An 11,399-nucleotide genomic window follows, 5' to 3' on the forward strand; every position below is an offset into this window, starting at 1 on the left:
AAGGTCGTCTGGAGCGCGTTCATGGGCAGCATAAAGTGGTGACGGGTTCTACCTAATCTGTGCTGCGAGGACAAAAACAATGAACGACAGCATTTACCTATCGATACAAAACAGCCCGCGGTTCAAGGAGCTGGTGTCAAAACGGGAACGATTCGCCTGGATTCTCTCGGTGATCATGCTCGGTCTCTACTCTGCTTTCATTCTCCTGATTGCCTATGGCCCGCAAGTACTGGGCGCCAAGATCAGTCCCGGCTCGTCGATCACCTGGGGTATTCCCCTCGGCGTCGGCCTGATCCTGTCGGCTTTCATTCTCACCGGCATCTACGTACGTCGTGCCAACGGTGAGTTCGACGAGCTGAACAACGCAATCCTCAAGGAGGTTCAGCAATGATCCGGCGTGTACTGGCAACCCTGGCCATCGGCGCGTTCGCACCCGCCGTCTGGGCCGCCGACGCCCTCACCGGCGAGGTGCAGAAACAACCGCTGAACGTAGCGGCGATCCTGATGTTCGTCGCCTTCGTCGGTGCCACCCTGTGCATCACCTACTGGGCCTCGAAGAAAAACAACTCGGCGTCCGACTACTACGCCGCCGGCGGCAAGATCACCGGCTTCCAGAACGGCCTGGCGATCGCTGGCGACTACATGTCCGCAGCGTCCTTCCTGGGGATTTCCGCCCTGGTGTTCACCTCCGGCTACGACGGCCTGATCTACTCGATCGGCTTCCTCGTCGGCTGGCCGATCATCCTCTTCCTGATCGCCGAACGCCTGCGCAACCTGGGTAAATACACCTTCGCCGACGTGGCTTCCTACCGCCTCGGCCAGAAGGAAATCCGTACCCTGTCCGCCTCCGGCTCGCTGGTGGTGGTGGCCTTCTACCTGATCGCCCAGATGGTCGGTGCCGGCAAGCTGATCCAGCTGCTGTTCGGCCTCGACTACCACATCGCGGTGATCCTGGTCGGTATCCTGATGTGCCTGTACGTGCTGTTCGGCGGCATGCTGGCGACCACCTGGGTACAGATCATCAAGGCAGTGCTGCTGCTCTCCGGTGCCAGCTTCATGGCGTTAATGGTGATGAAGCACGTCAACTTCGACTTCAGCCAGCTGTTCTCCCAGGCCATCGCCGTGCACCCGAAAGGCGAGGCGATCATGAGCCCCGGCGGCCTGGTGAAGGACCCGATCTCGGCCTTCTCCCTGGGCCTGGCGCTGATGTTCGGTACCGCCGGCCTGCCGCACATCCTGATGCGCTTCTTCACCGTGAGCGACGCCAAGGAAGCGCGCAAGTCGGTGTTCTACGCCACTGGCTTCATCGGTTACTTCTACATCCTGACCTTCATCATCGGCTTCGGCGCGATCCTGCTGGTCAGCACCAACCCTGCCTTCAAGGACGCTGCCGGCGCCCTGATCGGCGGCAACAACATGGCGGCGGTGCACCTGGCCGACGCAGTAGGCGGCAGCGTCTTCCTCGGCTTCATCTCGGCCGTAGCCTTCGCCACCATCCTCGCGGTGGTAGCAGGCCTGACCCTGGCCGGTGCCTCGGCGGTATCCCACGACCTGTACGCCAGCGTCTGGCGCAAGGGCAAGGCCAACGAGAAGGACGAGATCCGCGTTTCGAAGATCACCACCATCGCCCTGGCCGTGCTGGCCATCGGCCTGGGCATTCTCTTCGAAAGCCAGAACATCGCCTTCATGGTCGGCCTGGCGTTCTCCATCGCGGCGAGCTGCAACTTCCCGGTACTGCTGCTCTCGATGTACTGGAAGAAGCTGACCACCCGCGGCGCCATGATCGGCGGCTGGATGGGCCTGATCAGTGCGGTCGCGCTGATGATCCTCGGCCCGACCATCTGGGTGCAGATCCTGCATCACGAGAAGCCGATCTACCCGTACGAATACCCGGCGCTGTTCTCGATGATCATTGCCTTCATCGGTATCTGGTTCTTCTCGATCACCGACAAGTCCAAGGCCGCTGAAGACGAGCGTGCGCTGTTCTTCCCGCAGTTCGTGCGTTCGCAGACCGGCCTGGGCGCCAGTGGTGCGGTTTCCCACTGAGTCCTGAGCGTCAATGAAAAACGGCCCTTCGATGAAGGGCCGTTTTTTTTGCCTGCGATTCAGTCGCGGGTCATATGTAGCCGAGCAATAGCAGGATCAGCAGCACGATCAGCACGGTCCCGATAACGCCGGATGGCCCGTAGCCCCAGCTCCTGGAGTGCGGGAAGACCGGCAGGCCGCCGATCAGCAGCAGGATCAGGATGATGATGAGAATTGTGCCCATGACGGATTCCTCTGGTTTCGGTCGGATGGGCAGACCTGCTGGTCAGGTCCGCTTACTTAGTGTGATTGCGGGCCTGGGCAGAAAGTTTAATCGGGTCGCTCTCGCGGGCGCTATCGCTGGCAAGCCAGCTCCCACAGGGGGCTGTGGGAGCTGGCTTGCCAGCGATAGCGCCCGCGAGGTCACCACCATTCAGCAACCTGATACCCCTCCGGCCCCCGCAAACCCTTCGCTACACTGCCCGTCACCATCACGAAACACACAAGGCAGGCGCTATGCAGAACCGCATGATGATCACCGGCGCGGGCTCCGGACTGGGGCGCGAGATCGCCCTGCGCTGGGCGCGCGAAGGCTGGCAACTGGCATTGAGCGACGTTAACGAGGAGGGCCTGAAACAGACCCTGGCCCTGGTTCGTGAAGCCGGCGGCGACGGCTTCACCCAACGCTGCGATGTGCGCGACTACAGCCAGCTGATCGCCTTGGCCCAGGCCTGCGAGGAACACCTGGGCGGCGTCGATGTGATCGTCAACAACGCAGGCGTCGCTTCCGGCGGCTTCTTCGCCGAGCTGTCGCTGGAAGACTGGGACTGGCAGATCGCAATCAACCTGATGGGTGTGGTCAAGGGCTGCAAGGCCTTCCTGCCGTTGCTGGAGCGGAGCAAGGGAAGGATCATCAACATTGCCTCCATGGCCGCCTTGATGCAGGGCCCGGCCATGAGCAACTACAACGTGGCCAAGGCCGGGGTGGTGGCGCTTTCGGAAAGCCTGCTGGTGGAACTGCGCCAGCTCGAAGTCGATGTACATGTGGTCTGCCCGTCGTTCTTCCAGACCAACCTGCTCGACTCCTTCCGCGGCCCGACGCCGGCAATGAAGGCCCAGGTCGGCAAACTGCTGGAAAGCTCGCCGATCAGCGCGGCGGATATCGCCGATTACATCTTCCGGCAGGTCGCCGCTGGCCAGTTCATGATCCTGCCCCACGAACAGGGGCGCATGGCCTGGCACCTCAAGCAGCATGACCCGCAGGCGCTCTACGACGAGATGGCCAGCATGGCCGAGAAAATGCGCGCCAAGGGCCGTTCGAGCCAATCCTGAGCCGCACCATCAGGTATCCTCGGCGTTTTGCCAGCTCCGGGGATACCTGTGATCAATTACCTGCTGTTTTTACTCGCTGCCGTGTTCGAGATCGCCGGGTGCTACGCCTTCTACATGTGGCTGCGGCTGGACAAGAGCGCCTGGTGGATCGCCCCGGCACTGTTCAGCCTGACCCTGTTCGCCCTGCTGCTGACCCGGGTCGAGGCCGCCTACGCCGGTCGCGCCTATGCCGCCTACGGCGGAATCTATATCGTCACCTCGCTGCTGTGGCTGGCCTTCGTCGAGAAAGGCCGCCCCTTGACCAGCGACTGGCTCGGTGCAGCGCTCTGCGTGCTAGGCGCGACGGTCATCCTGCTGGGCCCGCGGTTGCAGAGCGCAGGCTGATTTTGTAGGAAATTTCAGTAGGTCACTTCCTGCGCTGTTGTAGGGCAGCTCTATTTGTCTGCCAGACCATTGAAGCGGACTACGCCGACAGACAGTCTCCAGATTCACCCGGATATGGAGGATTTGGCGATGCTGGTCATAGGACGCGAGATTGGCGAAGTCATCAACATCGGTAACGACATCAAGCTCAAGGTGATTGCCGTGGACGGCGGTACGGTGCGCTTCGGCATCAGTGCACCGCGCGACGTGGAAATCCACCGCGCCGAAATCTACCGGCGCCTGGCGGAGGAAGCGCAGAAGCAGAAGGCGGGCTGATCAGTCGAACAGCTCCTTGGGGATATCGTGCCTGGCCAGCAATTGGCATTGCTGGCTGTCCATATCGAAGAGGATGAACGCCTGTCCCTTGGCCAATGCCTGGCGTACCCGCAGGACGCGGGTTTCCAGCGGGGTATCGTCGCCGTTGTCGGTGCCGTCGCGGGTGACGAAGTCCTCGATCAGGCGGGTCAGGGTGTCGGCTTCGAGCTGGTCGTAGGGGATGAGCATGGGGCTGGGTCTGCTTTGAATTGATGGCATATGCTACCTGCTTTTGCGGATCACCGCGGACCCTGTGGGAGCGGGTTCACCCGCGATTGCCGTGGTGAATTCACCATCGTAATCGCGGGTGAACCCGCTCCCACAGGGTCCGCGGCGCTCTTAGATCAATCTCTTCGACCAAGCACCTCATCCACCGTCGGCACCCGGGTATCACTCTCCATCTGAGCATCATGCTCAAGCTGATGACTGAACCTCTCCAGCGAACTCCCCGCCGGGTGCGAATCCGCCGCGAATACAGGCGGGCTCAGCAGGTAGGCGCCGAGCAGGCGACTCAATGCCGCCAGGCTATCGATATGGGTCCGCTCGTAGCCATGGGTCGCGTCGCAGCCGAATGCCAGCAACGCGGTGCGGATATCGTGCCCGGCGGTGATCGCCGAGTGCGCATCGCTGAAGTAATAGCGGAACAGGTCGCGCCGCACCGGCAGGTTGTGCTCGTTGGCCAGATGCAGCAGGTGGCGCGACAGATGGTAGTCATAGGGCCCGGACGAGTCCTGCATCGCCACGCTGACCGCGTGCTCGCTGGAATGCTGCCCCGGCGCGACCGGGGCGATATCGATGCCGACGAATTCGCTGACATCCCAGGGCAGGGCACCTGCCGCGCCGGAGCCGGTTTCCTCGGTGATGGTGAACAGCGGATGACAGTCGATCTCCGGCGTCCGGCCGCTTTCCACCACCGCCTTGAGCGCCGCCAGCAGCGCGGCCACGCCGGCCTTGTCGTCCAGGTGGCGGGCGCTGATATGCCCGCTTTCGGTGAACTCGGGCAACGGATCGAACGCGACGAAGTCACCGATATTGATCCCCAGCGATTCGCAGTCGGCCCGCGTCGCGCAATAGGCGTCCAGGCGCACCTCGATGTGTTCCCAGCTCACCGGCATCTGGTCGATGGCGGTATTGAATGCATGACCGCTGGCCATCAGCGGCAACACACTGCCGCGCAGCACGCCGTTGTCGGTGAACACGCTGACCCGGCTGCCCTCGGCAAAACGGCTCGACCAGCAACCCACCGCCGCCAGCCCCAGGCGGCCATTGTCCTGCAGGGCGCGGACGCTGGCACCGATGGTGTCGAGGTGCGCTGAGACGGCGCGATCGGGTGAATTCTTGCGGCCCTTGAGGGTGGCGCGGATGGTGCCGCGCCGGGTCAGTTCGAAGGGGATGCCCAGTTCCTCCAGGCGTTCGGCGACATAGCGCACGATGGTGTCGGTAAAGCCGGTGGGACTCGGGATCGCCAGCATTTCCAGAAGGACTTTCTGCAGGTATGTCAGGTCCGGTTCGGGTAGCGGGGCAGTCATGGATACTCCTGGTGCACGGTTTGGATCAGTTCGTCGTCCGGCTCAGGGGAAACAGCAGGTCGACGAAGCGTTCGGCAACGGGTTGCGGTTCGTGGTTGGCCAAGCCGGCGCGTTCGTTGGCCTCGATGAACACATACTCCGGCTGGTCGGCGGCGCGCACCATCAGGTCGAGGCCGACCACCGGGATATCCAGGGCGCGGGCGGCCTGGACCGCGGCCTCGGCCAGGGTCGGGTGCAGGCGCGCGGTGACGTCTTCCAGGCAGCCGCCCGTATGCAGGTTGGCAGTACGCCGTACCGCCAGGCGCTGGCCGGCGGGGAGGATGCTGTCGTAATCGAAGCCGGCGGCCTGGAGCGTGCGCAGGGTTTCCTCATCCTTGGGAATCCGGCTTTCCCCGCCGGTGGCCGCCTGCCGGCGCCGGCTTTGCGCGTCGATCAGGCGCCCGATGCTGTGCTGGCCATCACCGATCACCTGGGCCGGATGCCGGATCGCCGCCGCCACCACTTCGAAGCCGATCACCAGGATGCGCAGGTCATGGCCTTCGTGGAAGCTCTCCAGCAACACCCGGCTGTCGAAGCGCCGAGCCTGCTCGATGGCCTGGGTGACCTCGTCCAGGGTGGTGAGGTTGACCGCCACGCCATGGCCCTGTTCGCCATCCACCGGCTTGACCACCACCGCGCCGTGGTCCTCCAGAAAGGCCAGGTTGTCGTCGGCATTGCCCGCCAATTGCTGCGCCGGCACGTTAAGCCCGGCAGCGGCGAGGGTGCGCTGGGTCAGGCGTTTGTCCTGGCACAGGGTCATGCTCACGGCCGTGGTCAGGTCGCTCAGCGACTCGCGGCAACGCACCCGGCGTCCGCCATGGCTGAGGGTGAACAGGCCGCTGTCGGCATCGTCCACCTGAACGTCGATTCCGCGCCGGTAGGCTTCCTCGACGATGATCCGCGCATACGGGTTGAGCCCGTCCTGCGGCCCCGGGCCGAGGAACAGTGGCTGGTTGATGCCGTTCTTGCGCTTGACCGCGAAGGTTGGCAGGTTGCGGAAGCCGAGCTTGGTATAGAGCCGCTTGGCCTGGCGGTTGTCATGCAGCACAGAGAGGTCGAGGTAGTTGAGGCCGCGGCTCATGAAATGCTCCACCAGATGGCGCACCAGCACCTCGCCCACGCCAGGCCGGGTGGTGTTGGGGTCCACCGCCAGGCACCAGAGGCTGCTGCCGCCCTCGGGGTCTTCGAAGGCCTTGAGGTGGTTCAGGCCCATCACGCTGCCGATCACCGCGCCAGTGTCCTCGTCCTCCGCCAGCCAATACACCGGACCGCCCAGGTGGCGCGGCGTCAGCAGCTCGGTCTTGACCGGCAGCATGCCGCGGGTCTGGTACAGGGTATTGATCGCCTGCCAGTCCTCGTCGCTTTGCGCCCGGCGGATGCGGAAGCCGCGAAACACCCGGCTGGCCGGGCGGTAGTCGCTGAACCACAGGCGCAGGGTGTCGGAAGGATCGAGGAACAACTGCTGCGGGGCCTGGGCCAGGACCTGCTGTGGTGCGGCGACATACAAGGCGATATCCCGCTCGCCCGGTTGTTCCTCCAGCAGCGCCCGGGCCAGTTGGCCAGGCTCGGCATAGGTATGGCCGATCAGCAGGCGTCCCCAGCCGCAGTGCAGCGAACGCGGCTCTTCATGGGGCTCGCTGCCTTCATCGGCCAGGCGCGCCTGCAGGCGTTCATAGGACGGCACCTGGCCGCGCAGCAGGCGCTGGCCATAGGTGGATGGATGGGCTTTCATCGGTCAGATTCCTTGTTCGCTGAGCCACAGGTTCAGGGCCGCCAGTTGCCACAGTTTCGAACCGCGCAGCGGCGTGAGCTGGCCGTGCGGGTCGCTCAGCAGGCGGTCGAGCATTGCCGGGTTGAACAGGCCGCGGTCCTGGCTGGGGTCCAGCAGCAGTTCGCGCACCCAATCCAGGGTCGCGCCTTGCAGGTGCTTGAGGCCGGGTACCGGGAAGTAGCCCTTCTTGCGATCGATCACCTCGTTGGGAATGACCAGTCGCGCCGCTTCCTTCAACACCTGCTTGCCGCCGTCCGGCAGCTTGAAGCGCGCCGGAATGCGTGCCGACAGCTCCACCAGGCGGTAATCGAGGAACGGCGTGCGCGCCTCCAGGCCCCAGGCCATGGTCATGTTGTCGACGCGCTTGACCGGGTCGTCCACCAGCATCACCGTGCTGTCCAGGCGCAGCGCCTTGTCCACGGCTTCGCGGGCGCCCGGCTGGGCGAAGTGCTGGCGGACGAAGTCGCCGGCCACGTCGCTGTCCACCAGCCATGGCAACTGCACGGTGTCGCGGTATTCCTCGAAACTGCGGTCGAAGAATGCCGCGCGATACGCCGCCACCGGGTCGGCGGCGCCATCCACCTGCGGGTACCAGTGGTAGCCGGCGAACAGCTCGTCGGCGCCCTGGCCGCTCTGCACCACCTTGCAGTGCTTGGCCACTTCCCGCGACAGCAGGTAGAAGGCGATGCAGTCGTGGCTGACCATCGGCTCGCTCATGGCACGGAAGGCTGCCGGCAACCGGGTGATGATCTCGCGTTCGTCGATGCGCAACTGGTGGTGGCGGGTGCCGTAGTGCCGGGCGATGAGATCGGAGTACTGGAACTCGTCGCCGCGCTCGCCGCCGGCATCTTCGAAACCGATGGAGAAGGTCGACAGGTCTTCCACACCGACCTCGCGCAGCAGGCCGACCAGCAAACTGGAATCGACGCCGCCGGACAGCAGCACACCGACATCGACCGCTGCTCGCTGGCGGATGGCCACGGCTTCGCGGGTGCTGTCGAGCACGCGGTCGCGCCAGTCCTCCAGGGTCAGGTCCTGTTCATCGGTGCGTGGCCCGTAGTGCAGGCTCCACCATTGCTGCTGCTGGCTTCGGCCCTGGGCGTCGATGCGCATCCAGGTGGCGGGCGGCAGCTTTTCAATGTTGGCCAGCAGGGTGCGTGGCGCGGGGACCACGGCATGGAAATTCAGGTAGTGATTGAGGGCCACCGGATCCAGCACCGGATCGATATCACCGCCCTTGAGCAGGGCCGGGAGGGTCGAGGCGAAGCGCAGGCGCTCGTTGGTACGCGACAGGTACAGCGGCTTGACGCCGAGGCGGTCGCGGGCGAGGAACAACTGCTGCTTGTCGCGTTCCCAGATGGCCAGGGCGAACATGCCGTTCAGGCGTGGCAGCAATTGCTCGCCCCAGGCGTGATAGCCCTTGAGCAGCACTTCGGTGTCGCCGCCGGAATAGAAGCTGTAGCCGAGGCTTTCCAGCTCGGCGCGCAGTTCCGGGAAGTTGTAGATGGCGCCGTTGAAGGCCAGGGACAGACCGAGTTGCGGGTCGGCCATGGGCTGGGCCGAGCCGTCGGACAGGTCCATGATCTTCAGGCGACGGTGGCCGAGGGCGATCGGGCCCTGGCTATGGAAGCCCCAGGCATCGGGGCCGCGAGGGGCCAGGTGATGGGTGATCCGCTCGACCGCGGCGAGGTCTGCCGGGCGCGAGGGGGTTGCTACAGGGGTGAAACGAAACTCTCCAGCTAATCCGCACATAAGTCCTTACCGGTTTTGCCGTTGGGGAAAGTGCCCGAATAGGGGGCACTCAGAAACTGACCGGGTGAGGTTGTGGGAGTTTTAGATCGATATGGAATAAGGGAGGTCGACGGCCGGAGCGACTCGGCCTCTGTGGGAGCGGGTTCACCCGCGATTGCGGTAGTGAATTCACCTACGCAATCGCGGGTGAACCCGCTCCCACAGGGGCCGAATCAGCTTCAGGATTTGTTGCGCTTCAGCTCACGCAACATGAAGCGGTTCGGGTGACAGACCTCCGCGATCTCCCGCGGCACTGGCAGGGCGTCGCCATTGACCCAGGCGGCCAGCAGCTCGCCGCACAGCGGTGCGGTGATCAGGCCCCGCGAGCCATGCCCGCTGTTGATATAGAGCCCCTCCAGCCACGGGCAGGGTTCATCGGGCACCTGCCGCGCATTCTTCGCCAGCGCCGCGTAGGTCTCGGCAAAGGCCGCGGCATCTGCCAGTGGCCCGACCAGCGGCAGGTAATCCGGGCTGGTGCAGCGAAACGCCGCCCGGCCTTCCAGGTGCTGCGTATCCAGCCGGTCGATCTCCAGCCGTTGGGCCAGGTCCGGCGAGATTTCCCGCAGCAACTCGAGATTGCTGCGGTGTTCCTCGACGGTCGGCACGGTATCGCTACTGTGGAAATCGAAGCTGGCGCCCAGGGTGTGTTCCCCCTGGCGCGGCGGGGCCACATAGCCGTCGGCGCACACCACCGTGTGCAAGGCCCGGCTGGCGGCAGTCGCCGGCAATTTGCTGATCTGCCCGCGAATGCGCTTGAGCGGCAGGCCGGCACAGGCTTCGAACTGCCGAATCTCCGCCGCCCCGGCCAGCACTACCACCGGCGCTTCGGCCAGCACTCGCTCGCCGTCCAGCGCCTGCCACAAGCCATCGACCCGGCGCAGTTGCAGCACGTTGTGATGGGGCAGCAGCTTCACCTTGGCCTGTTCCGCCTGCCAGCGACACAGCGCCGGAGGATGCACCCAGCCGCCTTCGGGATAGAACAAGCCGCCGGCGGGCAGGGCGACGCCGGCAATGGCTTCGGCCTGCTGGCGATCCAGCCGTTGCAGCAACTCATCGCTGAACGCCCCGGCCAGCTGTGCCTGGCGCTGGTCTTCCTGGTCATCGAACGCCAGTTGCAGTACACCGCAAGCGTCCCAGTCGGTGCCCCGCTGCAGGCGTTCGAGCAGGCGCCGGGTATGGCCGAAACCGCTGACGATCAATTGCGACAACAGCGTGCCATGGGCGGAAAGCTTGAGGTAAAGCACGCCCTGGGGGTTGCCCGAGGCCTCGCTGGCCGGTTGCCCGTGGCGCTCAAGCAGGCTGACCTGCCAACCCCGCGCAGCGAGGCTGGCGGCGCTGGCACAACCGGCCAGCCCGGCACCGACCACCAGTGCATGACGAGGACCGCCTGGCGGCGCAGGGCGTCGATACCAGGGCGGTACTGCCCCTGGCAGCGCCTGTTGTTCCGGGCCGGCGCTATACAGGCCGCGCAGGATCTCCCATTTCTTGCCGATCCCCGGGATCCGCTTCATGGTGAAACCCACCGCGATCAGGGCGCGGCGTACCCAGCCGGTGCTGGTGAAGGTGCCTAGGGTGGTCCCCGGCACCGACAGCCGGCCCAGTTGGGCGAACAGTTCCGGGGTCCACATGTCCGGGTTCTTCGCTGGCGCGAAACCGTCGAGGAACCAAGCGTCGATGCGCCCGTCGAGCTTTTCGAACTGCTCCCGGGCGTCGCCGATCATCAGCGTCAGGCTGACCCGGCCATCCTCGAACAGGAACTGCTGGTAGCCCTCGTGCACCGCCACATAGCGCTCCAGCAGTGCCTGGCCCTGGCTTGCCAATTGCGGCCACAGGGCCAGGGCACGGGCCAGGTCGCTGCGGGTCAGGGGAAACTTCTCGGCGCTGATGAAGTGCAGGCGGGCGCCGGTCCGGGCGTGCTTGTCGAACAACTGCCAGGCGCAGAGGAAATTCATCCCGGTACCGAACCCGGTCTCGCCGATCACCAGGCACTCGCCGGCAGCCAGCGCGGCGAAGCGCTGGCGCAGGTCGTTCTGCTCGATGAACACGTGGTGGGTTTCCTCCAGGCTCTGGTCCTTGGAGAAATAGATGTCGTCGTACTGCCGCGAATGGGGGCGGCCCAGTTCATCCCAGTCGATCTGGGCATGGCGTGGAGCAGGTGAGTCGGTCATGAAAGG

At 64.7% G+C, this 11,399-nt stretch carries 11 protein-coding genes; 5 read left to right on the forward strand and 6 right to left on the reverse strand.

Annotation, left to right across the window (positions count from 1 at the left end):
* The first annotated feature begins 79 nt into the window (after positions 1 to 79).
* Together ACPFMA_RS07300 and ACPFMA_RS07305 are read left to right on the forward strand one after the other, a co-directional pair.
* A complete protein-coding gene (locus tag ACPFMA_RS07300) occupies positions 80 to 391 on the forward strand; it encodes a DUF485 domain-containing protein (protein WP_009407505.1) in 312 nt (103 codons plus the stop codon).
* Positions 388 to 2,046 carry a cation acetate symporter gene (locus ACPFMA_RS07305; RefSeq protein WP_009407507.1) on the forward strand — a complete coding sequence of 553 codons (1,659 nt, stop codon included), beginning with the start codon at positions 388 to 390 and terminating at the stop codon, positions 2,044 to 2,046. Before ACPFMA_RS07300 ends, ACPFMA_RS07305 begins: the two co-directional genes overlap by 4 nt.
* A 70-nt stretch (positions 2,047 to 2,116) precedes the next feature.
* On the opposite strand, the gene ACPFMA_RS07310 is transcribed toward ACPFMA_RS07305, so the two are convergent.
* Entirely contained in the window at positions 2,117 to 2,269 is a 153-nt protein-coding gene (locus tag ACPFMA_RS07310) for a DUF3309 family protein (protein ID WP_009407510.1), read from the reverse strand.
* Positions 2,270 to 2,541: 272 nt separating this feature from the next.
* Between ACPFMA_RS07310 and ACPFMA_RS07315 the strand changes: the two genes are divergently transcribed.
* The 3 genes from ACPFMA_RS07315 to csrA all read left to right on the forward strand — a co-directional run bounded on the left by ACPFMA_RS07315 (position 2,542) and on the right by csrA (position 4,056).
* Positions 2,542 to 3,357, forward strand: coding sequence for an SDR family oxidoreductase (locus tag ACPFMA_RS07315; RefSeq protein WP_009407512.1), 816 nt, complete (start codon positions 2,542 to 2,544; stop codon positions 3,355 to 3,357).
* Between the two features lie 48 nt (positions 3,358 to 3,405).
* On the forward strand, positions 3,406 to 3,741 hold the full coding sequence (locus tag ACPFMA_RS07320) for a YnfA family protein (protein WP_425929908.1): 336 nt from the start codon (positions 3,406 to 3,408) through the stop codon (positions 3,739 to 3,741).
* 129 nt (positions 3,742 to 3,870) lie between these two features.
* Complete coding sequence (gene csrA, locus ACPFMA_RS07325; protein ID WP_064304968.1) at positions 3,871 to 4,056, forward strand: carbon storage regulator CsrA; 186 nt, start codon at positions 3,871 to 3,873, stop codon at positions 4,054 to 4,056.
* Here csrA and ACPFMA_RS07330 read toward each other — a convergent pair whose 3' ends face one another.
* From ACPFMA_RS07330 to mnmC, 5 genes are all read right to left on the reverse strand, one after another.
* Complete coding sequence (locus tag ACPFMA_RS07330) at positions 4,057 to 4,284, reverse strand: YheU family protein (RefSeq protein WP_009407519.1); 228 nt, start codon at positions 4,282 to 4,284, stop codon at positions 4,057 to 4,059. It abuts the gene before it with no gap.
* Positions 4,285 to 4,439: 155 nt separating this feature from the next.
* Positions 4,440 to 5,624, reverse strand: a complete 1,185-nt coding sequence (locus ACPFMA_RS07335; protein WP_420057335.1) for an osmoprotectant NAGGN system M42 family peptidase — start codon at positions 5,622 to 5,624, stop codon at positions 4,440 to 4,442.
* Between the two features lie 25 nt (positions 5,625 to 5,649).
* Positions 5,650 to 7,395, reverse strand: a complete 1,746-nt coding sequence (gene ngg / locus ACPFMA_RS07340; RefSeq protein ID WP_009407523.1) for an N-acetylglutaminylglutamine synthetase — start codon at positions 7,393 to 7,395, stop codon at positions 5,650 to 5,652.
* Positions 7,396 to 7,398: 3 nt separating this feature from the next.
* The gene (locus ACPFMA_RS07345; protein WP_425929909.1) at positions 7,399 to 9,186 is read right to left on the reverse strand and encodes an N-acetylglutaminylglutamine amidotransferase; all 1,788 of its coding nucleotides are present in this window, start codon (positions 9,184 to 9,186) and stop codon (positions 7,399 to 7,401) included.
* A 218-nt stretch (positions 9,187 to 9,404) separates the two neighbouring features.
* A complete protein-coding gene (gene mnmC, locus ACPFMA_RS07350; protein ID WP_425929910.1) occupies positions 9,405 to 11,393 on the reverse strand; it encodes a bifunctional tRNA (5-methylaminomethyl-2-thiouridine)(34)-methyltransferase MnmD/FAD-dependent 5-carboxymethylaminomethyl-2-thiouridine(34) oxidoreductase MnmC in 1,989 nt (662 codons plus the stop codon).
* Positions 11,394 to 11,399 lie beyond the last annotated feature (6 nt).

The organism is Pseudomonas sp. NyZ201, from assembly GCF_049860765.1.
GTDB classification, from domain to species: Bacteria; Pseudomonadota; Gammaproteobacteria; order Pseudomonadales; family Pseudomonadaceae; genus Aquipseudomonas; species Aquipseudomonas bharatica.

Bases quoted from the DNA above. Each gene is read 5' to 3' on its own strand.
- ACPFMA_RS07300 (WP_009407505.1), top strand. From the start codon at position 80: ATGAACGACAGCATTTACCTATCGATACAAAACAGCCCGCGGTTCAAG.
- ACPFMA_RS07305 (WP_009407507.1), top strand. From the start codon at position 388: ATGATCCGGCGTGTACTGGCAACCCTGGCCATCGGCGCGTTCGCACCC.
- ACPFMA_RS07310 (WP_009407510.1), bottom strand. From the start codon at position 2,269: ATGGGCACAATTCTCATCATCATCCTGATCCTGCTGCTGATCGGCGGC.
- ACPFMA_RS07315 (WP_009407512.1), top strand. From the start codon at position 2,542: ATGCAGAACCGCATGATGATCACCGGCGCGGGCTCCGGACTGGGGCGC.
- csrA (WP_064304968.1), top strand. From the start codon at position 3,871: ATGCTGGTCATAGGACGCGAGATTGGCGAAGTCATCAACATCGGTAAC.
- ACPFMA_RS07330 (WP_009407519.1), bottom strand. From the start codon at position 4,284: ATGCTCATCCCCTACGACCAGCTCGAAGCCGACACCCTGACCCGCCTG.
- ACPFMA_RS07335 (WP_420057335.1), bottom strand. From the start codon at position 5,624: ATGACTGCCCCGCTACCCGAACCGGACCTGACATACCTGCAGAAAGTC.
- ngg (WP_009407523.1), bottom strand. From the start codon at position 7,395: ATGAAAGCCCATCCATCCACCTATGGCCAGCGCCTGCTGCGCGGCCAG.
- ACPFMA_RS07345 (WP_425929909.1), bottom strand. From the start codon at position 9,186: ATGTGCGGATTAGCTGGAGAGTTTCGTTTCACCCCTGTAGCAACCCCC.
- mnmC (WP_425929910.1), bottom strand. From the start codon at position 11,393: ATGACCGACTCACCTGCTCCACGCCATGCCCAGATCGACTGGGATGAA.